General features: G+C 72.2%; 18 protein-coding genes and 1 pseudogene. 6 read left to right on the forward strand and 13 right to left on the reverse strand.

The features are described from left to right. The first annotated feature begins 57 nt into the window (after positions 1-57). Positions 58-1,551, forward strand: a complete 1,494-nt coding sequence (locus ACTHLI_RS06450) for an aldehyde dehydrogenase family protein (RefSeq protein ID WP_440182320.1) — start codon at positions 58-60, stop codon at positions 1,549-1,551. Between the two features lie 18 nt (positions 1,552-1,569). On the opposite strand, the pseudogene ACTHLI_RS06455 reads toward ACTHLI_RS06450, so the two are convergent. The 4 genes and pseudogenes from ACTHLI_RS06455 to ACTHLI_RS06470 all read right to left on the reverse strand — a co-directional run. Continuing rightward, positions 1,570-3,870, reverse strand: a pseudogene (locus ACTHLI_RS06455) (glycoside hydrolase family 3 N-terminal domain-containing protein); the annotation flags it as partial. Next, on the reverse strand, positions 3,867-4,748 hold the full coding sequence (locus ACTHLI_RS06460; protein WP_440182321.1) for a carbohydrate ABC transporter permease: 882 nt from the start codon (positions 4,746-4,748) through the stop codon (positions 3,867-3,869). The pseudogene ACTHLI_RS06455 and the gene ACTHLI_RS06460, both read right to left, overlap by 4 nt. Further along, complete coding sequence (locus ACTHLI_RS06465) at positions 4,748-5,755, reverse strand: carbohydrate ABC transporter permease (protein ID WP_440182322.1); 1,008 nt, start codon at positions 5,753-5,755, stop codon at positions 4,748-4,750. The genes ACTHLI_RS06460 and ACTHLI_RS06465 overlap by 1 nt, the downstream gene beginning before the upstream one ends. 9 nt (positions 5,756-5,764) lie before the next feature. Further along, positions 5,765-7,048, reverse strand: coding sequence for an ABC transporter substrate-binding protein (locus ACTHLI_RS06470; protein WP_440182323.1), 1,284 nt, complete (start codon positions 7,046-7,048; stop codon positions 5,765-5,767). 124 nt (positions 7,049-7,172) lie between these two features. On the opposite strand from ACTHLI_RS06470, the gene ACTHLI_RS06475 reads away from it, so the two are divergent. From ACTHLI_RS06475 to ACTHLI_RS06490, 4 genes are all read left to right on the forward strand, one after another. Then, a complete protein-coding gene (locus ACTHLI_RS06475; protein WP_440182324.1) occupies positions 7,173-8,180 on the forward strand; it encodes a LacI family DNA-binding transcriptional regulator in 1,008 nt (335 codons plus the stop codon). Positions 8,181-8,268: 88 nt separating this feature from the next. Further along, on the forward strand, positions 8,269-9,021 hold the full coding sequence (locus ACTHLI_RS06480; protein ID WP_440182325.1) for a sugar phosphate isomerase/epimerase family protein: 753 nt from the start codon (positions 8,269-8,271) through the stop codon (positions 9,019-9,021). Next, entirely contained in the window at positions 9,018-10,142 is a 1,125-nt protein-coding gene (locus ACTHLI_RS06485) for a Gfo/Idh/MocA family protein (protein WP_440182326.1), read from the forward strand. Before ACTHLI_RS06480 ends, ACTHLI_RS06485 begins: the two co-directional genes overlap by 4 nt. Then, a complete protein-coding gene (locus ACTHLI_RS06490; protein ID WP_440182327.1) occupies positions 10,139-11,239 on the forward strand; it encodes a Gfo/Idh/MocA family protein in 1,101 nt (366 codons plus the stop codon). The genes ACTHLI_RS06485 and ACTHLI_RS06490 overlap by 4 nt, the downstream gene beginning before the upstream one ends. A gap of 76 nt (positions 11,240-11,315) precedes the next feature. Here the strand turns inward: ACTHLI_RS06490 and ACTHLI_RS06495 are convergent, their stop codons facing one another. The 8 genes from ACTHLI_RS06495 to ACTHLI_RS06530 form a co-directional block, all read right to left on the reverse strand. Further along, positions 11,316-12,473: a Gfo/Idh/MocA family protein gene (locus tag ACTHLI_RS06495; RefSeq protein ID WP_440182328.1), complete on the reverse strand. Its 1,158-nt coding sequence runs from the start codon at positions 12,471-12,473 to the stop codon at positions 11,316-11,318. After that, complete coding sequence (locus tag ACTHLI_RS06500; protein WP_440182329.1) at positions 12,470-13,480, reverse strand: sugar phosphate isomerase/epimerase family protein; 1,011 nt, start codon at positions 13,478-13,480, stop codon at positions 12,470-12,472. The genes ACTHLI_RS06495 and ACTHLI_RS06500 overlap by 4 nt, the downstream gene beginning before the upstream one ends. After that, a complete protein-coding gene (locus ACTHLI_RS06505) occupies positions 13,477-14,220 on the reverse strand; it encodes a ThuA domain-containing protein (RefSeq protein ID WP_440182330.1) in 744 nt (247 codons plus the stop codon). Before ACTHLI_RS06505 ends, ACTHLI_RS06500 begins: the two co-directional genes overlap by 4 nt. Further along, on the reverse strand, positions 14,217-16,241 hold the full coding sequence (locus tag ACTHLI_RS06510; protein ID WP_440182331.1) for a GMC oxidoreductase: 2,025 nt from the start codon (positions 16,239-16,241) through the stop codon (positions 14,217-14,219). The genes ACTHLI_RS06505 and ACTHLI_RS06510 overlap by 4 nt, the downstream gene beginning before the upstream one ends. Positions 16,242-16,362: 121 nt before the next feature. Beyond that, entirely contained in the window at positions 16,363-17,247 is an 885-nt protein-coding gene (locus ACTHLI_RS06515; protein ID WP_440182332.1) for a carbohydrate ABC transporter permease, read from the reverse strand. Further along, a complete protein-coding gene (locus tag ACTHLI_RS06520; protein WP_440182333.1) occupies positions 17,244-18,224 on the reverse strand; it encodes a carbohydrate ABC transporter permease in 981 nt (326 codons plus the stop codon). Before ACTHLI_RS06520 ends, ACTHLI_RS06515 begins: the two co-directional genes overlap by 4 nt. 46 nt (positions 18,225-18,270) lie before the next feature. Next, on the reverse strand, positions 18,271-19,608 hold the full coding sequence (locus ACTHLI_RS06525) for an ABC transporter substrate-binding protein (RefSeq protein ID WP_440182334.1): 1,338 nt from the start codon (positions 19,606-19,608) through the stop codon (positions 18,271-18,273). 196 nt (positions 19,609-19,804) lie between these two features. Further along, on the reverse strand, positions 19,805-20,830 hold the full coding sequence (locus ACTHLI_RS06530; RefSeq protein WP_440182335.1) for a LacI family DNA-binding transcriptional regulator: 1,026 nt from the start codon (positions 20,828-20,830) through the stop codon (positions 19,805-19,807). A 187-nt stretch (positions 20,831-21,017) separates the two neighbouring features. Here ACTHLI_RS06530 and ACTHLI_RS06535 point away from each other — a divergent pair, with 187 nt between their 5' ends. Next, on the forward strand, positions 21,018-22,196 hold the full coding sequence (locus ACTHLI_RS06535; RefSeq protein WP_440182336.1) for an ROK family protein: 1,179 nt from the start codon (positions 21,018-21,020) through the stop codon (positions 22,194-22,196). A 16-nt stretch (positions 22,197-22,212) separates the two neighbouring features. Here the strand turns inward: ACTHLI_RS06535 and ACTHLI_RS06540 are convergent, their stop codons facing one another. Continuing rightward, entirely contained in the window at positions 22,213-23,943 is a 1,731-nt protein-coding gene (locus tag ACTHLI_RS06540) for an aldehyde dehydrogenase family protein (RefSeq protein WP_440182337.1), read from the reverse strand. Between the last annotated feature and the right edge of the window lie 67 nt (positions 23,944-24,010).

Raw genomic sequence — 24,010 nt, forward strand, 5'->3', positions numbered from 1 at the left:
GGAGTCGTGCCGGTGCGCGGAGCCCGGTCGATGGAGCGCGACGAAGGAGTTGTGACGATGACGATGATCGACGGGTCGACGGCCACCACGGGTCTGCTCGACGGTGCGGATTGGTCCGGGAAGCTCTTCCTGGACGGGCGGTGGACCGTCGGGCACGGCGGGGACGTGCCCGTGATCGAGCCGGCGACCGGTGCCGAGCTCGGCCGGGTCGGCATCGCGGCTCCTGAGGACGTCGCCCGGGCAGCGGCCTCCGCCGCCGAGGCGCAGAAGGCCTGGGCCGCGACGCCGCACCCCGTGCGGGCCGCGGTGCTGCGGAAGGCCGCGCAGCTGTACGAGCAGCACGCCGACGAGGTGATGGGCTGGAACATCCGCGAGGTCGGCGCCGTGCCCGCGCTCGCCGGGTTCGCGCTGCACGTCGGCGCCGCCGAGTGCTACGAGGCCGCGGCGCTGCCCTCGCACCCGCTCGGCTCGATCCTCTCGAGCGAGGAGCCCAGGCTGTCCCTCGCGCAGCGCGTCCCGGCGGGCGTCGTCGGCGTGATCTCGCCGTTCAACGTGCCGATCATCCTGGGCATCCGCGCCGTGGCGCCGGCCCTCGCGCTCGGCAACGCCGTGCTGCTGAAGCCCGACCCCCGCACGGCCGTGACCGGCGGCGTGACGATGGTGCGCATCTTCGAGGAGGCGGGGCTGCCCGCGGGCGTGCTGCAGCTCGTCACCGGTGGCGCGGACGTCGGGCAGGCGCTCGTGGAGGACCCGCACGTCCGGGTCGTGGCGTTCACCGGCTCGACGCGCGCCGGCCGGATCGTCGGGGAGCTCGCGGGCAGGCATCTGAAGCGCGCGCACCTCGAGCTCGGCGGGAACTCGGCGTTCCTGATCCTCGAGGACGCCGACGTCGACCAGGCCGTGAACCTCGCCGCGTGGGGCTCCTACCTGCACCAGGGCCAGATCTGCATGACGGTCGGCAGGCACATCGTGCACGAGTCCCTGTACGACGAGTACGTCGAGAAGCTCGCCGCGAAGGCGGACTCGATGGCGGTCGGGAACCCGGCGACCGACCATGTGCACCTCGGCCCGATCATCGACGAGCGGCAGCGCGACCACATCGCCGAGCTGGTCGAGGGCTCGATCGCGATGGGCGCCGAGTTGCGGGCCGGCGGCACGTTCGACGGCCTCTTCTACCGCCCGACGGTGCTCGCGAACTCGCCGATCGACGCGCCCGCGTTCACCGAGGAGGTCTTCGGCCCGGTCGCGTCCGTCACGAGCTTCCGCACCGACGACGAGGCGATCGAGATCGCCACCGCGAGCGAGTACGGCCTGTCGCTCGGCATCGTGACCGCGGACGCGATGCGGGGGCTCGAGCTCGCGCAGCGCATCCCGACCGGGATCGTGCACGTGAACGACCAGACCGTGAACGACGAGGCGAACACCCCGTTCGGCGGCACCGGCTCGTCGGGCACCGGCGGCCGGCTGGGCGGCGCGGAGGCGAACATCGAGGCGTTCACCGAGACGCGGTGGATCACCGTGCGGAGGACGCCGGGCACCTTCCCGTTCTGAGCACCGGGCGGGGACGCGCTGCACGGTCGCGGTCGCCGCGCGGGCGTCGGTCGAGACCACGTCGTGGACCGGCCCGGTGATCGTGAGCGACGCGACGGTCTCCTCGACCGAGCAGGAGGGCCCGACCCAGAGCCGGACCTCGCCCGGCTCGACGATCCGCACCATCCGGCGGTCGCTGAACGCGAGACGCGTCGTCGGCACGGCGAAGCGGACGACCGCCTCCTCGCCCGGTTCGAGGCTGACCCGCTCGTACGCGAGCAGCTGCGCGACCGGTCGCGTGACGGACGCGACGAGGTCGGCGGCGTAGAGCTGGACCACGTCCGTGCCCGCCCGGCCGCCCGTGTTCCGCACGCGGACGGTCGCGGTGAACGTGTGCCCGGCCTCGACCGTCTCGTCGACCTCGAGGCCGGAGCGCTCGAACGTCGTGTACGTGAGGCCGTGGCCGAACGGCAGCACGGGCGTCGGGTCGACCGCGGTGACCTCGGACGGGCCGCCGAGCACCGGGTGCAGGTACGAGTACGGCTGCGCGCCCGCGCTGCGGGGGAGGGAGACCGGCAGCCGGCCGGACGGCGCCGTCCGGCCGCTCAGCACCCGGGCGATCGCGGTCCCGCCCTCCTCGCCGGGGAAGAACGCCTGCACGACCGCGGCGGGCGCGCCGGGGCCGGTGAGCGCCCACTCGATCGCGTATGGGCGGCCCGTGAGCAGCACGAGCACGGTCGGGGTGCCGGTCTTCACGACCGCCTCGACGAGCTCGCGCTGCACCCCGGGGAGCTCGAGCGACTCCGCGTCGTTGCCCTCGCCGACCGTGCCGCGGCCGAAGAGGCCGGCCTGGTCGCCTGCGACGACGACGGCGACCTCGGCCGCGGACGCCGCCTCGACCGCCGCGGCGAAGCCGGAGCGGTCGTCGCCCTCCACCTCGGCGCCGAGCGCCGAGGTCACGGTCGCGTCGGGCAGCTCGGCCCGGAGGGACTCGAGCACCGTCGGGATCGCGAACCCGAGCGGCACGCCCGGGTGGTGCGCGAGCACGTGGTTCGCGAACGAGTAGCAGCCCATGAGCGCCTCGGACCGGTCCGCGTTCGGCCCGATCACCGCGATGCGGGACCGCGCGGCGCCCGCGAGCGGCAGGACGCCGTCGTTCGCGAGGAGCACGAGCGACTCCTCCGCGAGCCGCAGCGCCGCGTCGCGGTGGGCGGGGGAGTCGAGGTCGACGGGTTCCGGCTCCGCGTCGAACGTCTCGTCGAGCAGGCCGAGCGACTCCTTCTGCGCGAGCACGCGCAGCACCGCGAGGTCGACGATCCCCTCGTCCGCGTCGCCCGCTGCGATGCGCTCCGCCAGCGGGGCGAGGAACGCGTCCCCGGTCGGCAGCTCGACGTCGATGCCGGCCTCGAGGGCGAGGGCGGCGGCCTCGCCGCGATCCGCGGCGACCCGGTGCATCACCGCGAGGAAGGCCACGGCGAAGTAGTCCGAGACGACGACGCCGTCGAAGCCCCACGCGTCGCGGAGCAGGTCCGTGAACAGCCGGCGCGCGGTCGCGACCGGTTCGCCGTCGAGCTCCGTGTAGGAGTTCATGACGGACCGCGCCCCGCCGTCCCGCACGGCCATCTCGAACGGCGGCAGGAACACGTCCTGCAGTTCGCGCTGCCCGATCGACACGGGGGCGTGGTTGCGCCCTGCGCGGGACGCCGAGTACCCGACGAAGTGCTTCAGGGTCGCGTGGATCCCGGCCGACTGCAGCCCGCGCACGTACGCGGTGCCGATCGTGCCGACGACGTACGGGTCCTCCGCGATGCACTCGTCCACGCGACCCCAGCGCGGGTCGCGGATGACGTCGAGCACCGGGGCGAGGCCCTGGTGGACGCCGATGGTCCGCATCGATTCGCCGATCAGAGCGGCCATCCGCTCGACGAGCGCCGGGTCGAACGCCGCGCCCCAGGCGAGCGGCGTCGGGAAGGTGGCGGCCTGCCAGGCGGCGAGCCCGGTCAGACACTCCTCGTGCACGAGCGCCGGGATGCCGAGCCGCGTCGCGGCCTTCAGGCGCCGCTGCTCCGAACGGAGCCATCGCGCGCGCTCCAGCGGGTCGACCGGCCGCGTGCCGTAGACGCGCGTGAGCTGGCCCAGCCCGTGCCGGGTGGCCTCCTCGTACGCCGGCGACGGCGCCATCTCGCCCTGCATGGGCGCGACCGCCTCGCCGCCCTGGTCGACCCAGAACCCGACGAGCTGCGCGAGCTTCTCCTCGAGCGTCATCCGCCCGAGGAGCTCGACCACCCGGTCCGAGAAGGCGGATGTCGGGGTGCCGGGCCGTTCGATCACGTCCGTCATCCTTTCACCGCCCCCGTGAGGCCTCCGACGATGCGGCGCTGGAAGATCGAGAAGAACACGAGCGCCGGCAGCATCGACAGCGAGGTGAAGGCGAGCACCCGCGCCGTGTCGACCGAGTACTGGGACGAGAACTGCTGGACGCCGAGCGGCAGCGTGAACGTCGACGGGTCGTTCAGGATGAACAGCGGCAGCAGGTAGCCGTTCCAGCTACCGATGAACGCGAGGATGCCGACCGTCACGACGCCGGGCAGCGACAGCGGGATCACCATCCGCCAGAAGAAGCCGAGCCGGCTCGCGCCGTCGATCTCCGCGGCCTCCTGGATCTCCGCCGGGATCGCCCGGAGGAACGGCACCAGGATGATGATCGTCGTCGGCAGGCCGAACGCGATCTGCGGCAGGATCACGCCGGCCAGCGTGTTCGCGAGCCCGAGGTCCTTCACGACGATGTAGAGCGGCGTGATCGCCACGGTGACGGGGAACATCAGGCCCGCGGCGAAGAGCGCGTACATCGCCCCGCGCAGCCGGTACTCGTACCGGGCGATCGCGAAGCTCGCCATCAGGCCGAGCACCACGACCCCGGCGGTCGTCGCGAGGCCCACGATCAGCGAGTTGCCGACGAGCTGCCAGAACACCCCGCCGGTGAGGACGTCGAGGTAGTTGGAGACCACCCAGGTCGTGGGGAAGCCGGCGGGGGAGGTGGTGATCTGCGAGTTCGTGCGGAACCCCCCGATCACGATGTACGCGACGGGAGCGAGCATCAGCAGGATCACGACGGCGGCGACGACGTAGACCGCCGCGGTCGACGCGGTGCTGCGCGTGGTCGGCCGGGCCTTGCGGGGACGCCGCAGGGCGGAGGAGGGGAGGGCTTCGAGCGCCATCAGCGGCCCTTTCCGGTCAGGGCGCCCTCGGTGTCCCGGCGCAGCACGAAGCGCTGGTACAGGAGGGCGACGATCAGGGAGACGAGGAAGAGCACGACGGCGACGGCGTTGCCGTACCCGTAGCTGCCGGCGTCGCGGCCGTTGACCACGAGGTAGGTCGCCATCGTCGAGGTGCCGGCCGTCGAAGCCACGTACTGGCCCCAGATGATGTAGACGAGGTCGAACAGCTGCAGCGCGCCGATGATCGACAGGAAGACCCAGATCCGGATCGTCGGGCCGAGCAGCGGCAGGGTGATGCGCCGCTGGATCTGCCAGAAGGACGCGCCGTCGATCGACGCCGCCTCCGTCAGCTCCTCGGGGATGCCCTGGAGGCCGGCGAGGAAGAGGATCACCGCGAACCCGACGTACTTCCAGGTGATGATCCCCATCAGCGTCCAGATCGCGACGTTCGGATCGGCCAGCCAGTCCGTGGCGAGGAAGCCGAGACCTGCTGACCGCAGCAGGTCGTTCAGCGCGCCGCTCGTCTGCAGGATCAGGGACCACCCGGTGCCCACGACGACCTCGGAGATCACGTACGGCACGAAGATCAGGACGCGGATGAGGGTCTGCCCCCGCATCTTCCGGTTGAGGAGGAGCGCGAGCAGGATCGCGATCGGTCCCTGCAGCACGAGCGACAGCACGACGATGGTCGCGTTGTGGCCGAGCGCGGCGATGAAGGTGGGGTCCTGGAGGATCGTGAGGTAGTTCTGCAGGCCGACGAACTGGGTCGGCACGCCGTACCCGGCCCAGCGGAAGAAGCCGTAGTAGGCGGCCGCGACGACCGGGAAGATCACGAAGAGGACGAAGACGGCGAGGGCGGGCCCCGTCAGGACGGCGATCTCGAGCCGGCCGCGCCACGATCCCGTGGTGCGGCGGCGCGCCACGGGGGGCGGCGTGACGACGCCGCCCCCCGTGGTCGATCCCGGTCCCGACGAGCGGCTCGCGGAGAGCGGCTCGTGGATGGTCATGGCTGCCGCTCAGCCCTTCTTCGCGGCCTGGTCCACCGTGGACACGATGCCCGCGGCGTTCGACTTGCCGGCGAGGAGGTTCACGACGCTCACGTTCAGCGCGTTGCCCACGTTCTGGCCGTACACCGTGTCGAGCCACTGCGAGACGAACGGCGCCTTGTTGTAGGCGGCGAGGACGTCCTTCAGATAGGGCTCGGTGACCGACTTCTGCGCCTCGAGGTTCACGGGCGGCGCGTCGAAGGCCTTGTAGTAGGCCGTCTGCTCCGACGTGGATGCGAGGGAGTTCAGGAAGTCGACGCAGATCGCCGGCGCGTTCTGCGAGCAGGAGTAGCCGTCGACGCCGCCGAGGATCGAACCCGGCTTCCCCTGACCGCCCGAGATCTCCGGGAAGGGGAACCAGCCGAGGTCGGGCAGCGGCTTCTGGTTCGGCGTGAGGGAGGCGATCACGCCCGGATCCCACGCGCCCATGTCCTCCATCGCCGCCTTGTGGTTGGCGACGAGCCCGGCCGAGCTGCCGGCGCCCTGCTGGGCTGCGGTGGTGAGGAAGCCGTCGTTGAAGGGCTTCGTGGCGTTGAACGCGGCGAGGTCCTGGCCGGCCTTCAGCCAGCAGGGGTCGTCGAAGGTCTTCGACTTCGCGGCGGCCTCGATGGCCGAGGGCGAGCACTCGCGCAGCGCGAAGTTGTAGTACCAGTGCGCGGCCGGCCACGCGTCCTTCGCGCCGAGCGCGACCGGGGTGATCCCCTTCGCCTTGAGCTTCGCGATGTCCGCGTTCAGCTCGTCCATCGTGCCGGGGACGCCGGAGATGCCGGCCTTCGCGAACAGGTCCTTCGAGTACCAGATGCCGCTCGGGAGGACCGAGAGGGGCATGGCGTAGACCTTGCCGCCGATCGACTCGGCGCCGAAGGACGCCTTCGGGATGAGGCTCTTGACCGACGAGCTGATGCCGGAGGTGATGTCCTTCACCTGGCCGGCGTCGACCATCGCCTGCATCTTGCCGCCGCCGCGCTGGAGGAAGACGTCCGGCGCCGCGCCCGAGTTCATCGCGGTCTGCAGCTTGCCGTCGAAGTCCTCGTTCTGGACGGTCACGATCTTGACGGTGACGCCCTTGTGCGACTTCTCGAACGCGGCGGCCGCGTCCTTCCAGAACTGCAGCCCGGGGCCGGTCGTGGCGTTCTGCCAGACGGTCAGGGTCGAGCCGCCGGACGACGAGCCGCTCTGGCCGCTGCAGCCGGTGAGCGCCGCAGCGCCCGCGAGCAGGACCGCGGTGGCGGCGAGGAGGCGTGAAGGTCTCACGGATGCACCTGTCTTCTCTTCTTCGAGGGGGTGCCTGCTGGAGCGAGGCGCGTCGAGGATCAGTCAGACCCGAGGACGGAGTCAAACGTTTTCGAAACCGTTTGCGTGTCGTTACGATCGACCCGTGCAGCGCCGCCCGACCATCACCGACGTGGCCGCCGCGGCCGGGGTCTCGGTCGCCACGGTGTCGAAGGCGATCAACGGCCGGTACGGGGTCGGCAGCGAGACGGCGGCCCGCGTGCTGCGGGTCGCGAACGAGCTGGGCTACGCCTCGAGCCTCGGCGCGAGCAGCATGCGGTCGTCTCGGACCGGCGTGGTCGGGGTGTTCATCGCCGCCTTCGAGCCCTTCTCGACCGAGGTGATGAAGGGCATCGGCGTCGCGCTGGGCGACAGCGGCAACGACCTGCTCGCGTACAGCAGCCTGACCGGCAACGAGCACGACGGATGGGAGCGGCGGTCCCTCGCCCGGCTCGCCGGCACGCTCGACGGCGCGATCCTCGTCGCTCCGACGGTCGTCGACCTCCCCGGGCCGATCCCGCTCGTCGCCATCGACCCGCACACCGGGCCTGCCGGGCTGCCGACGGTCGACTCCGACGGCTACGGCGGCGCGCGACTCGCCATGCAGCACCTGATCGGCCTCGGGCACCGGCGCATCGGATTCGTCTCCGGTCGCCAGGACCTCCGGTCCGCGCTCCTCCGCGAGGCCGGCTACCGCAGCGCGCTCGAGGACGCCGGCATCCCGTTCGACCCCGCGCTCGTCCGGGCGGGCAACTACGAGCTCCGCCTCAGCCGCGAAGCGGCGGCCGCGCTGCTCGACCTCGCCGACCCGCCGACCGCCGTGTTCGGGGCCAACGACCTCTCCGCGATCGCCACCGTGCAGGTCGCGCAGGCCCGCGGGCTGTCCGTGCCCGAGCAGCTCTCCGTGGTCGGATTCGACGACGTCCCGGAAGCGGCGCGTGCCGATCCGCCGCTCACCACGGTGCGGCAGCCGATGCAGCAGCTCGGCAACGAGGCGGTGGCGATGATGCTGTCGCTGCTCGCGCAGCACGAGCTGCGCCGCCCCCACGTGACGCTCGCCACCCGCCTCGTGGAGCGGAGGACGACGGCCCGACGCGCCGCCGACGGCCGGTGAATGTTGCGGACCACAACATGGAGCGTGGTTGGATGGAGCACGCGCGACTCGCGGATCGGGCGGGTGCGCGAGTGCGAAGGAGCGCCGCATGGCCCGAGGTCCCGTTTCCGTCCAGCTCTACTCCGTCCGGGACCGGCTCGCCGACGACCTCGAGGGCACGCTCGAGCGCCTCGCCGAGCTCGGCTTCACGAACGTCGAGCCCTACGGCGTGTTCGTCGCGGGGTCGGACCGGTACGCGGCCGCGCTCGCGGCGACCGGGCTGGCGGCGCCGTCCGCGCACGCGAGCGTGCTCGAGCTGAGCGACCCCGCGCCGGCGTTCGAGGCCGCGGCCGCGCTCGGCGTGCGCACGGTCATCGACCCGGCCCACCGCACGGACGACTGGGAGTCGGTCGACGGCATCGCACGCATCGCCGAGCGCATGAACCGCGTGGCGGAGCGGGCGCGCGAGTACGACCTCGTGTTCGGGTACCACAACCACTGGTGGGAGCTGGAGGCGCGGCCGAACGGCACGCCGGCGCTCGAGCAGCTCGCCGCCCGCCTCGACGACCAGGTGGTCCTCGAGGTCGACACGTACTGGGTCGAGGTCGGCGGCGAGAGCGCGCCGGACCTCCTCGGCCGACTCGGCGACCGCGTCCGCTTCCTGCACGTGAAGGACGGCGACAAGTCCCGCGACACGAAGGCCCAGCTGCCCGCGGGCGAGGGTGCGATGGACGTGCCCGCCGTGCTCGCCGCCGCACCGACGGCGATGCGGGTGCTCGAGTTCGACGACTACGCGGGGGACACGATGGACGGCCTCGCCGCCTCTCTCGCCTACGTGACCCACCTGGAGGGAGCCGAATGACCGTCGGTGTGGGCGTCATCGGCGCCGGGGTGATCAGCGCCCAGTACCTGGCCAACCTGACGACGTTCCCGGACCTCGAGGTGCGGTTCGTCGCCGACATCGACCTCGAGCGCGCCAGGGCGCGCGCGGAGGAGTTCGGCATCCCCGCCTCGGGGACGACGGAGGAGCTGCTCGCCGACGACGGCATCGAGATCGTCGTCAACCTGACGCTCCCCGCCGTGCACGCGGAGGTGGATCTCGCGATCCTCGCCGCGGGCAAGCACGTCTGGAGCGAGAAGCCGATCGCGACGAACGCGGCCGACGCGAGGAAGGTGCTCGACGCCGCGGAGGCCGCAGGCCTCCGGGTCGCCGTCGCGCCCGACACCGTGCTCGGCGCCGGGCTGCAGAGCGCGTTCCGGGCGATCGCCGACGGCCGGATCGGCGCCCCGCAGACCGCGACGACGATGGTGCTGAACCCCGGACCGGACCGCTGGCACCCGGCGCCCGAGTTCCTGTTCCAGGCCGGTGGCGGCCCCCTGCTCGACCTGGGGCCGTACTACCTGACGACCCTCGTCAGCGTGTTCGGCTCGGTCGTCCGCGTCTCGGCGGTCGGCTCGATCGCCCGGCCCGTGCGGACCGTCGAGTCCGGGCCGCGGGCCGGCACCGAGTTCGACGTCACCGTGCCGACGCACTCGGCGCTGCTGCTCGAGTTCGAGCACGGCACGTCCGCGCAGGCCACCTTCTCGTTCCAGTCCGCGATCCCGCGGGCCGGCTTCTTCGAGATCACCGGCACCGACGGCGCGATCGTGCTGCCCGACCCGAACATGTTCGACGGGCAGTCGCAGCTCTGGACGATGGCCGCCTGGAAGGGCCTGACCGGTCCGGAGCAGCCGACGCCCGAGACGATCGAGGCGACGGGGCCGGCCGACGGTCGCGGGCTCGGCGTGCTCGAGCTCGCACGGGCGATCGCGGCCGGCGTGCCCGAACGGGCCTCCGGTGCCCTCGCCGCGCACGTGCTCGACATCATGCTCGCGGCGACGCGGGCGGCGGAGACCGGCGCGAGTGTCGAGGTGACGAGCCGGGTGCTCGCACCGGAGCCGCTGCCGGCGGACTGGGACCCGAAGGCGAGGACGCTGGCATGAGCGAGGAACCGATGCGACTGGGCATCATCGGGGTCGGGAACATCAGCGCGCAGTACTTCGCGAGCCTCCCGTCTCTGCCGAACCTGCGGCTGGTGGCCGTCGCCGACCTCGACATGGCCAGAGCGGGTGAGGTCGCGGCCGAGCAGGGCGTCGTCGCCCGCACGGTCGACGAGCTGCTCGCTTCGGACGACATCGACGCGGTGCTCAACCTCACGATCCCGGCCGCGCACGTCGAGGTCGGGATGCGGGTGCTCGAGTCCGGCAAGCACGTGTACGCCGAGAAGCCGCTCGCGCTGCGCCCCTCGGACGCGGTCCCGATGCTCGCGCTCGCCGCCGAGCGCGGCCTGCGGGTCGGCAGCGCGCCGGACACCGTGCTCGGCACCGGCATCCAGACCGCCCGCCGGCTGATCGACGACGGCGCGATCGGGCAGGTGCTGACCGCCGACGCGCACTGGAGCGCTCCTGGACACGAGCGCTGGCACCCGAACCCCGCGTTCTACTACCAGCCGGGCGGTGGGCCGCTGCTCGACATGGGGCCGTACTACCTGACCGCGCTCGTGACGATGCTCGGGCCGGTCGTCCGGGTCTCCGGTGTGAGCATCCGGTCCCCGCGGGAGCGGTCCGTCGCGACCGGGCCGAAGGCGGGGGAGGCGATCGAGGTCGCCGTCGACACCGGGGTGAGCGGCATCCTCGAGCACGCGAGCGGGGCGGTCTCGCGCGTGTCCTTCTCCTTCGACACCTGGGCGACCCGCGCGCCGCTGTTCGAGGTGCACGGCACCGCGGGCACGATCGCGGTGCCGGACCCCAACCGGTTCGACGACCCGGTCGAGGCGTGGCTGGTCGACGACGGGGAGTGGCGCACGGTCGCGCCGAACGCCGGCTACGCCGGCGCCGGCCGTGGCTACGGCCTCGCGGACATGGCGCACGCGATCGCGACCGGGCGGCCGCACCGCGCCTCCGGCGACCTCGCGCAGCACGTGCTCGAGATCATGGACGCGATCCCGCGCAGCTCGGCCGAGCACGCGGTGATCACGCTGACGACTACGGTGGAGCGCCCTGAGGCGGTCCCGGAGGGCGCGACCCCCGACTCCTGGTAGCCGCAGACCCTCGCGGCGTGCATTTCGAAGGGGTTTCTGCCGGCCGGAGGCCCGCAGAAACCCCTTCGAAATGCAGTCAGGGTCGGAGGTCGACCCAGTTGCCTCCTGAGGCCTCGACGGCTGCGAGGACGCGCTGCACCGCGAGGCCGTCCGCGAAGGAGGGCTCGGGGTCGCGGCCCGCGACGACGTCGTCGACGAAGTCCTTCACCTCGTGGGTGAAGGCGTGCTCGTAGCCGAGGCCGTGCCCTGCCGGCCACCAGGCGCCCGCATACGGGTGCTCGGGCTCGGTGACGAGGATGCGGCGGAAGCCGTTCTCCGTCGCGGGCAGCGAGGCGTCGAGGAACTCGAGCTCGTTCATCCGCTCGAAGTCGAACGCGAGCGAGCCCTTCGAACCGTTCAGCTCGATCCGGAGCGCGTTCTTCCTGCCGACCGCGAACCGGGTCGCCTCGAGCGTCGCGAGCGCGCCGCCGTCGGTCCGGCCGACCCAGACCGCCGCGTCGTCCACGGTCACCTCGCCGCGCTCCTCCGACGCCTTCGCGGTCAGGCCGCCCGTCAGCTCGGCGAGCTTCGGCCGCGTCTTCACGAAGGTCTCGGTGAGCCCGGTCAGCCCCGTGAGGCGGTGTCCGGTCAGGAACGTCGCGAGATCGATGATGTGCGCCCCGATGTCGCCGAGCGCACCGGATCCCGCCGCGTCCTTGTCGAGCCGCCACACGAGCGGGAACTCGGGATCCGCGATCCAGTCCTGCAGGTAGTTCGCGCGGATGTGCCGGATGTCGCCGATCCGGCCCTCCTGCACGAGCTGCCGGGCGTAGGCGAGCGCAGGCGTACGACGGTAGGAGAACCCGACCATCGACCGGACGCCGCGTCGCGCCGCCGCCTCGGCGGCGGCGACCATGCGCTCGGCGCCCTCGACGGAGTTCGCCAGCGGCTTCTCGCAGAGCACGTGCTTGCCCGCCTCGAGCGCACCGATCGCGATGTCCACGTGGCTGTCGCCGGGCGTGCAGACGTCCACGATGTGGATGTCCGGGTCGGTGACCGCGTCCCGCCAGTCGGTGAGCACGTTCGGGATCCCGAACGCGTCCGCGAACTCCTGCGTCTTGGCGCGGTTCCGTCCGATCACGTGGGTCACGCGCGCGGGGGTGCCGAAGAACTTGGCGGCCTGCGCCCAGCCCGCCGTGTGGATGCGGCCCATGAAGGCGTAGCCGGCGACGGCCACGTTCAGCGTCTCGGTCATGACTCCTGCTTCGTGGAGAAGGCGGCGTCGAAGGCGGCCGCGGGCGGCTGGATGGCGTTGAGCTTCCGCACGATCTCGAGCGCCTCCGGTGCGCCCTGCGTGCGCTCCATGCCGGCGTCCTCCCACTCGACCGAGGTCGGGCCGGCGTAGCCGATCGCGTTCAGGGTGCGGAAGATCCGCTCCCACGGCACCTCGCCGTGCCCGACCGAGACGAAGTCCCAGCCGCGCCGCGGGTCGGCCCACGGGAGGTGGGAGGAGAGGCGCCCGTTGCGCCCGTCGAGGTGCGTGACCGACTCCTTGCAGTGCACGTGGAAGATCCGCTCCGCGAAGTCCTGGAGGAACATCGACGGGTCGAGCTGCTGCCACACGAAGTGCGACGGGTCGAAGTTGAAGCCGAACGCCGGGTGGTCGATCGCCTCCAGCGCCCGCTTGCAGGTCCAGTAGTCGTAGGCGATCTCGGAGGGGTGCGGCTCGAGCGCGAAGCGCACACCCTGCTCCTGGAAGGCGTCGAGGATCGGCGTCCACCGCGTGACGAAGTCGTCGAACCCGCGCTGCACGAACGCGTCGGAGGCGGGCGGGAACATCGCGACCGCGTGCCAGATGGAGGAACCGGTGAAGCCGGTGACCGTCGTGACGCCCATCGCCTTCGCGGCCTTCGCGGTCGTGATCATCTCGGCCTGCGCGCGCTGCCGCACGCCCTCCGGGTCCCCGTCGCCCCACACGCGGTCGGACAGGATGTCGCGGTGCCGCTCGTCGATGGGGGAGTCGCACACCGCCTGCCCGAGCAGGTGGTTCGAGATCGTCCAGCACTGCAGGCCGTTCTTCTCGAGGACCGCCTTCTTCTCCGCGACGTAGGCGGGGTCCTCGGCCGCGCGGACGACGTCGAGGTGGTCGCCCCAGCAGGCGATCTCGAGGCCGTCGTAGCCCCACTCGCCCGCCATCCGCGCCACCTCCTCGAACGGCAGATCGGCCCACTGGCCGGTGAACAGGGTGACAGGGCGCGTCATCGCGCGTCTCCTTCCTCTTCTTGTCCGCGGAGGCCTAACGGCCTCCGCGCCGCCCACAGCAGCCCGCGTTCGATGATCCGACGGACGTTCGGGTCCTGGACGATCTCGAGCCGGTGGCCCGGTGTCGAGACGACGATGCGGCCCTCGCCCCACTGCCGCGTCCACACGGCGGGGAAGGTGACCGGGCGGTCCCAGGCGTCCCAGTCGCGCTTCGCCTGCGTGGTGGTCGCGAGGACCTGGTTGTACTCGTCCGACAGCACCCAGTACTGCTCGGTCGTGAGCTCGAAGTCCTCGATCCCCTCGGTGATGGGGTGGCTGCGGCCCAGGTCGGTGATGTTCACCGTGTAGTGCTCGTAGTTGTCGGCCTGCTCGCCGGTCGCCTGCTCCGGCGGGTTGACGGAGGCGTGGTGCGCGAACTGGCCGCCGATGAGCTGGAGGTAGTCGGCGCTGTTCCGGTACGAGTCCGCGATGCCGCCGTGCCAGCCGACCATCCCGGTGCCGGCGCGCACGGCCGCGATGAGGCCCGCGAGCGGCTCCTTCTCGATGGTGGACATCGTCACGACCTGCACGACGAGGTCGGTCGCCGCCATGGTGTCGGCGTCCGCGTAGACGTCGTTGGACTCCTCGATCCGCACGGAGAAGCCGTGCTGCTCGAGGAACGGGACGAACGAGTCGGTGGTCTCGACGGGCATGTGCCCGTCCCAGCCGCCGCGGACGATGAGGGCCGATCGGGTGGTCATGCGGTCCTTCCTGCGGTGGTCGCCGGCCACGACGCCACCAGGTGCTCGGCGACGCGCAGGGCGTTCGCCACGATCGTCAGCGTCGGGTTGACGCTGCCGTTGGTCGGGTGCAGCGACGAGTCGCACACCACGATCCGCCTGCTGCCCCACGGGCGGCCGTACGGGTCCGTCGCGCTCTCGGCCGGGTCGACGCCCATCCGCGCGGTGCCGCACGAGTGCTCGCCGGCGGCGGAGGCGGTCGCGGTGCCGAGCTGCCGGTGCACGTTCCTGGCACCCGCCGCCTCCAGCCATCGCGCGCCCTGCACGGCCATCCCCTCCTCGATCTCGAGGGAAGCGGGATGCGCGAACTTGGCGAGGGAGGCGACGGGCTTGCCCCAGCGGTCCTTGAGCCGGCGCTCGAGCCGGACCCCGGAGCCCGCGTGGGGGATCTCCTGCCCCATCCCGAACACGCCGAACCCGAACCGGCGGCCGTCCCGCATCCAGCGGGAGTGCCCGGCGCCCCAGGCGGGGACGCCCGGCTCGGGGTGCATCGCGGAGGTGAGCGGCAGGAGGCTCATCAGGTCGACGAGCACGCCGCCGCCCCACGGGATCGTGTCGCCGTGCACGTGGTCGAGCGTCGCGACGGAGTGCCCCGGCCCGATGTAGGGCTTCACGGGGGAGTCGACCCGCCCGAGCACCGTCACGAAGCGGTGGTCGTGCAGCCAGCGGCCCATCGATCCGTTGCCGATCCCGGACGCGAGCAGCAGGCGAGGGGTCTCGACCGCACCGGCCGAGACCACGACCACCTCCGCGTCCACGGTGAGCTCGACCGGGTCGCCGGAGGCGTCGGCCATGATCGTGACCCCGGCGCGGTCGGCGCCGTCCCGGACCTCGATCACCTCCGCGTCCTGCAGCAGGTCGCACCGCCCGGTCGCGAGCGCCCGGGGCACGAACGTGTTGTGCGAGCCGTTCTTCGCGTCGACGGGGCACGCGTGGCCGCAGCACTGGGGGCAGCGCACGCAGGCGGCCCGGCCGGCGTGGGGCACGCTGTTGATCGCGAGGGGGATCGGCCCCCAGCCCCAGCCGAGCGCGTCCGCGGCCCGGCCGAGCAGCTCGCGAGCCGGCTCCGAGCCCATCGCCGGCATCGGGTAGCGCGCGGTGCGACGGGTCCGCGCGGTGAGCGCGCCCTCCTCGCCTGCGACGCCGAGCTCCTGCTCCGCGCGGGAGTAGTAGGGCTCCATGTCGTCGTAGTCGACGGGCCAGTCGGGCAGGCTCGCGTCCTCCGGCTGCCCGTGCAGCGTGCGCATCCGGAAGTCCTCCGGCAGGAAGCGCCACGCCATGCCCTGCCAGAGCCGGGTGCCGCCGCCGAGCGTCATCGCGTTCAGGCCGTACAGCCACGCGTCGCCCGTGCCGTCGATCGAGAGGCGGCCGCCGTCCTGGAGGCGCAGCTCGCGCGGGTGGCCGGGGCCAGGGCCGGCGGACGGGTCGTAGACCGCATTGCGCTTGCCGTGCAGGTGGTCGCCGCGCAGGTCGGTGTTCGAGCGGGCCGGTGCGCGCTCCACGAGCAGCACGTGCTTGCCCGCCTCCGCCAGCAGCGCCGCGGCGACCCCGCCGCCAGGGCCCGACCCGACGACGACCGCGTCGTAGGAGCGCGCGACGTCCGCGCTGCGGATCCGGGGCAGCGGCTCCGGCTCGACGGGCACGACGCCCTCCGGCACCGTCTGGAAGCCGACCGCCGCGAGCCCTGCCGGCTGCGCGCCGGGGCGAGCCGCGTAGTAGCCCTCGAACGCGACGCGGACGAGCGCGGCGACCTCCTCCGGCGCCTCGTCGGAGAGCGCGAGGAGCGCGGCGTCCTGCTCGCGGTCCTGGAGGGACTCGAACCCGGACCCGAGTCGCGACACCAGACGGTCCAGGGCGTCCCGCGCCCAGTCGAGATCGCGACCGGCGGTCTCGAGGTACTGGGCCACGCCGCCGGCCCAGCCGGCGGGGACGCCGTCGACGGCCGGCAGGATCCGGTCGACCGCAGCGCTGAGCGTGCTCATCTTCTGCCTCTCACACGTGCGCGGATCCGGAGATCCTGGGCGACACCCCGCTGGGACCGTGTCCTGGCCGGCGTGTCGTCGGGTATCTCCGGATCCGCGAGGGTGTTCCGGATCCGCGGTCCTAGCGGCCGGCGAGCGAACCGCCGATGCCGCCGACGCTGAAGTACCGGTTCAGGAAGGCGAACACGATCACCGGCGGGATCATCATCACGACGGCGACCGCCATGACCGGACCCCAGTCCACCGCGTTCTGCTGGAAGAAGGTCTCGAGACCCTTCGGCAGGGTGTAGACCCGCTCGTCCTGCAGGAAGATGAGCGCGATCAGGTAATCGTTCCAGGCGAGCAGGAACGAGAAGATCGCGGTCGACAGGATGCCCGGCAGGGAGTTCCGGAGGACGATCCTCCGGAAGCTGCCGAAGACGCTCGCGCCGTCCATCCACGCCGCCTCCTCGAGGGAGATCGGGATGGAGTCGAAGTACGCCGCCATCATCCAGATCGCGACCGACATGGTCGACCCGATGTAGATGATCGCGACGGCGACGAGCGAGTTGTTCAGCCCCAGCACCGAGAAGGTGATGAACAGCGGGATGACCGACGTCACCACCGGCAGCGACTGGATCACGAACAGGATCAGCGAGTAGCCGGACACGAGGCGGTTCCGCACCCGGGACAGCACGTAGCCGGCCGGTGCCGCGACCGCGACCGCGACGATGACCGTCGCGAGCGCGACGATCAGGCTGTTCACGAGCCAGCCGATCACCCCGGTCTGCGCGAACACGTAGCTGAAGTTCGCGAATGTGAACGACGACGCGCCCTGGGTCGACTGGCTGGGCTGCGTGGACAGGATCAGCACGGCGATGATCGGTGCGATCACCAGGGCGGTGATCACGACGATCAGCAGGAAGCGCCACCACTGGCCGCGCTTCGGGTCCGTCCGTGCGGTACGGCGCTTGACCTCGCCGAGGGTCGCCGAGGTGGCGCCCGCGGCGGCGATGGTCTGGGTCATTCGATGTTCACCTTCTTGATCTGCCGGTACAGCACGACGGACACGATCACGAGCACGAACGTCATGATGAACGCGATCGCGGTGCCCGGGCCGGTCTGCAGGTTCTGGAACGCGTCCTGGTACGCGAGCACGATCAGCGAGGTGGTCGCGTTGATCGGGCCGCCCTGGGTCAGCAGGAAGATCGTCGGGAAGTCGTTCACGCAGAAGATCGTCATCAGGATCCAGCTGATGTACGTCGACCTCGAGATGATCGGCAGCGTGATGCCCGTGAACGTCTGCCACGAGGACGCACCGTCCATCTTCGCCGCCTCGTAGACGTTGACGTCCACCGACGCGAGCGCCGAGGACATCATCATCATCATGAACGGGAAGCTGATCCAGACCTTGAACACGCAGACGACGATCTGCGCCAAGGTCGGGTCGACCAGGAAGTTCGCGTTCTGGATGCCGATCCAGGAGAAGATGATCGGCACCGGGCTCTGCGGCGTCGCGATGAGCCAGTTCCACGCGGTGGACGACACCACGACCGGCACGATCCACGGCAGCAGCAGCAGCACCTTGAACACGGCGTTGCCGGGGATCCTCGTGCGCAGCAGGAGCGCGAGCAGGAGGCCCACGATCCAGGAGCCGAACACGCGGCTGATCGTGAACACGACCGTGAAGCCGGCGCTCTGCCAGAAGCCCGAGCCCGGCTGCGTGAGCACGTTGACGTAGTTGCTCAGCCCGACGAACGCGGCCTCCCACGGCAACGTGGACGGCGTCCCGTCCTGCAGCGACTGCAGGAACGCGTAGACGACGGGGAACAGGTTCAGCAGGACCAGCAGCGCCAGCGACGGGATCGCGAAGACGAGCAGGGTGCCCCACGAACGGCTGAGGGTGCTACGCCGACGTGGTGCGGGGGTGCCCGGCCCTCGGCCGGACACCCCCACGCCGCGTCTCGCCCGCTGCACCCGCTCGGTGACGGTGTCGATCGCCATCAGGCGTTCCTCCCGGGTCGGATCCGAATCGGACGAGCCGCGCGGCTCACGCGGACTTGAGCGCGTTCTGCAGCGTGGTGAGCGCCTTCACGGCGCCCGCCTTGCCCTTGAGGCTGCCACCGAGCACGCTCTGCGCGAACGCGATCATCGGCTGCGTGCCGTCGACCTTGGTGACGTTGTAGAACACCGTGTTCTGGCCGGGCGCGCCCCACGTCTTCGAGATCGGCTGCCACTGGTTGATGATCTTCGTGGAGGCCGGGTCGTTCGCGTAGGCAGCGGTGGCGATGGACTTGAGCGGCGGCAGGCCGATGCCCGTCTGCTTCGTCCACAGCGTCTTCATGTTCTTGTAGTAGTAGGTCAGGAAGTCCTCCGAGCCGGTGATGCTCGGGTTGTTCGCCTTGAAGATGAAGATGTTGTTCGGGAAGTAGAGCGCGCCCTTCTGACCGGACGGGCCCGTCAGCGGGTCGCCCACGAACAGGTTGTCGGCCACGGTCTTGTTGACGTTCGCCTTGGTGCCGGCGCCGTCCCAGATCATGCCGAACTTGTTCGCGTTCATCTGGGTGTAGGCGTTGGCCGAGGTGTAGGCCGCGCTGCGCGGGTCGACGTAGCCGCTCTGGACCAGCCCGAGCACCCACTCGATCGCCTGGACGTTCGCGTCCGTGACCGCGTCGACCTCCTGGTTGGCGTTGAACAGGCCGCCACCGTTGTTGATCATGTGCGCGACGAGCGTGTGACCACCCGTGAACGCACCGGCGCCGGAGTACGTGCCGTACCCGTAGATGCCCTTGGTCTTGAGCTTCTTGCAGGCGGTCTCGAACTCGTCCCAGGTGGTCGGAGGCGTGGCGCCGACGGAGTCGAGCAGGTCCTTGCGGTACCAGAAGAGGCGCATGTCCAGGTTGTAGGGCACGGCGGCGTAGCCGTTGGGCGTCTTCATGGTGTCGAGCAGGTTCGGCAGGAAGTCCGCCTTCAGGCTCGTCCAGTCGGAGCCGCTGAGCATGGAATCCAGGTGCTGGATCTTGCCCTGCTTCTCGAACAGGAACGCCGTGGTGCCGCCGCCGGAGCTGACGGCCGGGTTCGTGTTGCCCGCGACCGCGGTCGAGAAGGTCTGGGTGAAGTTCGCCCACTGGATCTGCTGGTAGCTGACCGAGCCCTGGCCCTTGGGCGGGGTGTAGGCGCCGACGATGCGCTTGTCCTCGGTGAGGAACGCCTGGGGGCCCCAGGGCATGTTCCAGAACTTCAGCGTGCTGCCGCCTCCGCTGCCTCCGCTGCCGCCGCTGCCTGCGCCCGTGCTGCAGGCGGCCAGCAGGCCGACTGCGGCGGCGCTGACGCCGGCGCCGATCAGAGAGCGGCGCGTGAAGCCGGATCCGGACGGTAGAGATGCCATCTTCGGTGTCCTCTCCGACGCCCGGCTTCCTCGACCGGTGCGTCGACGTTCCTCGTTGAACTGCTGCGATTATGCAGCCGCCGCGGTCGGAACCGTCGTCGGCAGCGGGGGTCAGTTTTGTTGTGCCGCACGGCAATGTCAACGAAAACTTCCGCGATTCGTGATCTCGTTTCGGTCACGAATCGGTCGACCGTGGTCAGGCGGGGGCGGCCGTGCTGTCGCGGACGACGAGATGCGTGGCGAGCTCGAGCCGCTGCCGCTCGACCGACTCGCCCGCCGCGAGCCGCAGCACGATGCGCGCCGCCTCCGCCGCCATGCGGTGGATCGGCTGGTGCACGGTGGTGAGCCGCGGCCGCGAGAGCATCGCGACCTGGGTGTCGTCGTAGCCCACGATCGAGAGGTCCTCCGGGACCCGGAGGCCGAGCTCGCTCGCCACCTCGATCACGCCGAGGGCCTGCATGTCGTTGCCCGCGAACACGGCGGTCGGGCGGTCGTCCGAGGTGAGCAGCCGCTCGGCCGCCGCTCGGCCGCCGGTCACGAGGAAGTCGCCCATCCGCACCCAGTCCTCCCGCACGGGCAGGCCCGCGGAGCCCATCGCGGAGCGGAAGCCGTCGAGCCGCGCCCACGAGCACAGCATGTGCGCGTGCCCGCTGACGGCGGCGATGCGGGTGTGCCCGAGCTCGATGAGATGGCGCGTCGCGGCGAACCCGCCGGCCCAGTTCGTCGAGCCCACCGAGGCGATGCCGGGCGGCAGCTCCCCGGCGGGATCGATGACGGCGAAGGGGATGCTGCGCGAGGCGAGGCGCTCACGGAGCTGCGGCGTGGGCTCCGTGGAGACGAGCAGCACGCCGGCGGGACGGCGTCTGAGCACGCCCGCGAGCCAGCCTGGGCCGGGCTGGTGCCGCTCGCTGCTCGGGGAGAGCACGAGGCTCATACCCGCGTGATGGGCGACCTCCTGGACGCCCATCATGATCTCGGATCCCCACGGGTTCGCGAGGTCCGAGAAGACGAGCTCGAGCAGCGTCGAGCCCTTCGCCGCGGTGCCGCGCCTGCGGTACTCGTGGGCGTCGAGCAGGGCCTCGACCCGCTGCCGCGTCGCGGGCGCCACGTCCGCGTGCCCGTTCAGCACCTTCGAGATGGTGGACAGCGACACGCCCGCCTCCTCGGCCAGCATCGAGAGCGTCGTGCGCTCCCGCCTGCCGGGGCTGGTGGTGGTGCTCATGCGGGCTCCTCGGGCCGGTCGGCTTGACGGGCCGAGTGGGCGGCTCCGACGGTGAACCGGCCCGGTGGACTTTCGGACATTGTGCCGAAACTTTCGGGCGGATTTCAAGAGGCGATCGACGTGGCCGATGAACCGTTACCGGACCGTCGCAGTCGGGGCGACCGCACGCCCCTCGTAGAGTGACGGCGTGACGACCCTCGACCCCGCGACGCGCGCGGGCGGGGCGGAGCGGCGGCGCAACCTGGCGCTGATCCTCCAGCACGTGCACGCCGGTCCGGCGACGCGGAGCGAGCTGACCCGCGTCAGCGGCCTGAACCGTTCGACCGTCGGCGCGCTCGTGGCGGACCTCGCCGCGCGTGGGCTCGTCGTCGAGGACGAGCCGGCCGCCGGGGGGCAGGTCGGCCGCCCCAGCCCGGTCGTGCGCGCGGGGGAGGCGCCGGTCGCGATCGCGATCAACCCGGAGGTGGACGCGGTCACGGTCGCGCTCGTGCGGCTCGGCGGCGAGGTGCTCGCGGTCGACCGCTCCCCGTTCGCGGCCGCTCCGACGGTCGAGGAGACCGTGGACGCAGCGGCGGCGGCGGTACGGCGGCTCCTCGCGCAGGAGCCGGGCCGCGCGCCCGTGGGCGCGGGGCTGGCCGTCCCCGGGGTGGTCAGCACCGCCGACGGGGTCGTGCGGCTCGCCCCGCATCTCGGCTGGCGGGACGTGCCGCTCGCGCGCCGGTTCGCCGACCTGCTCGGGGTGCCCCTGTCGGCCGCGAACGACGCCACGCACCGGGCGCGCGCGGAGGCGCTCATCGGCGCCGGCCGCCGGGTGAGCGACCTCGTCTACCTGAACGGCGGCGCGAGCGGCATCGGCGGCGGCATCGTGGCGGGCGGGGTCCCGCTCGTCGGCGCGACCGGGCACGCGGGGGAGCTGGGGCACCTGATCGTGAGCTCCGCGGGCCGGCTCGACACGCTCGGCGTCCGCGGCACGTTCGAGTCGGCCGTGTCGCGCGCGGCGCTCCTGGCCGCGCTCGGTCTCGACGGCGCGGACGCGGACGGCCTCGAGACCGCGCTGATCGAGTCCGGCGACCCGGTCGTGCTCCGCGAGATCGACGCGCAGGTCGACGTGCTGGCGACGGCGATCGCGAACGCGGTCACCGTGCTGAACCCGGCCAGGGTGGTCCTCGGCGGCTTCCTCTCGGCGCTCGCGGCCGTCGCGGGACCGCGGCTCGACCAGCTCGTCGCGGAGCGCGCCCTGCCGGGCATCGGCGAGCGGGTGGAGATCCGGCGGAGCGAGCTCGGCAACCGGATCATGCTGATCGGCGCAGCGGAGCTCGCGTTCGCCCCGCTCCTCGCCGACCCGGCGGCCCACTCCCCGGCGTAGCGGACCTCCGCCGACGCTAGGCGCGGAACGCGGAGGCGAGCGCCGCCGGGAGCAGCCACGGCGCGCGGCCGCCGGCGAAGCCCGTGAGGAGCCGGCCGGTCGTCGCCGCGGTGCGCGCGGTCACGAACCACGGCGGCCTGGGGGAGAGCGCGCGCTCGCCGGCGAGCACGGAGGCGGGGAACGGCCGGAACGGCCCGTGCACGACGGTGCGCTCGGCGCCGTCGATGAGCAGCGCGTTGTGGACGACGCCGATGCCGCTGCCCACGTCCGCGAGGCTGCCGCCCGGGAACGCGCCCCACGGCGCCGCGGCGAGCAGGAACCCGAGCCCGGTCCAGGCGTTGATCGCGATCGTGCCGTAGCGCAGCGCGGCGATCGCCCGGCCGAACCCCGCGCCCAGCGCGCTGCGGTCCTCCGGGCGGACGAGGACGTTCGCGCCGGGGGTGCCGACCAGCTCCTCGTTCGCGATGCGGACCGCCTCGTCGAGGAAGGCCTGCCCGGTGCCCGCGACGTCGACCACCCCGAGCACGGGCGCGAACCACTCGGTCGAGCCCATGGCTCCGGCGTCCGGGCCGCCGACGTCGACGAGGACGCGGCCGCCCTCCGGGCCGAGCCGTTCGGCGCCCGGGTAGGTGTCGAGCGCCTTGGCCCGCCGGTCCGCGCTGCCCGGGTACCAGGCCGGCCGCGGGGGTGCCGCGGCCATCGCGGCCCTGACGGCGCCCAGGAACGCCTCCCGCTGCGGCCAGTCCGCCGACACGAGCAGCACCTGACCCGCGATGCAGTTGTAACCGCCGTTGTGGAGCCGCATCGTCGCGACGTGCTCGGCCTGGAACGCGAGCTCCGCCTCCGTCCACGTCCCCGGCACCACGATGATCGGCGACGCCCCGCCGAGCTCGCTGCTGATCGGCACCGGGAGCAGCGGTGCGCCCGCCCGCTTGCGCTCGGCGGGCTCGTCGCCCGCGCCCCACACGATCGCGTCGTGGCTGACCGCGCTGCCGGTGATGTGCACGTGCCGGACCAGCGGATGGTGCGCGAGGTGGCCGCCGACCGCCGCCCCGCCCTGCACGATCCGCAGCAGGCCGGCGTCGACGAGGGGCGCGAGCGCCGCCCCGAACGGCCCGGCCATGTCCGCGAGCACCGGGTTGAGCTTGAGGATCGCGGACCGGTTGCCGGCGACGAGCCCGTACAGCACGTCGAGCGGCGGGATCGCGGTGATGTTCCCCGCGCCCAGCACGAGCCCGACCCCGCCGGACTCCCCGACGCGCAGCGCCCCGAGCCCCGCCGTCAGCATCGCGCGCTGGTCGGTCGTGCCCGGCGGGAACCAGACCTCGGCGCGGAAGCCGTGCAGCAGCAGCGACTCGGTGGTGTCGAGGGGCATCACGTCGACCGCGCGGCGGCCGCCGGGCGCCGCGTGGAAGCCGAGCCCCCGCAGCGGGCTGTGCCCCTCCGCGAGCACGTCGAGCGTGCGCGCGAGCCTGGCGAGGGAGGTGAGCACCGCGTACGGCCCGCTCAGCCACTCCTCGCCGACGAGCGGCGAGTCGGCGTCGAGTCCCTTGATCCGGGCCGCGGTCGTCGCCCAGTCCGCGGCGTGCTCCGCGACGGCGGTGTGGGTGCGGCGCAGCAGCGCGGCGCGCTCGGCGAGCGGGGTGACGGCCCAGCGCGCGGCGCCGCGGTCGAGCTCCTCGAGCAGGCCGGTCAGCGCCACCTCGTCGACCACGTCGTCCGTGACCCCTGCGCTGCTCGCGGCCATCGCGCTCCCTTCCGACGTCTGCGCAACGGTAACCCCCGGCGGCGTCGGGCAGGATGGGTGCGGACGA

The sequence above is a fragment of the Amnibacterium sp. genome, from assembly GCF_051956055.1.
Classification (GTDB): Bacteria; Actinomycetota; Actinomycetes; order Actinomycetales; family Microbacteriaceae; genus Amnibacterium.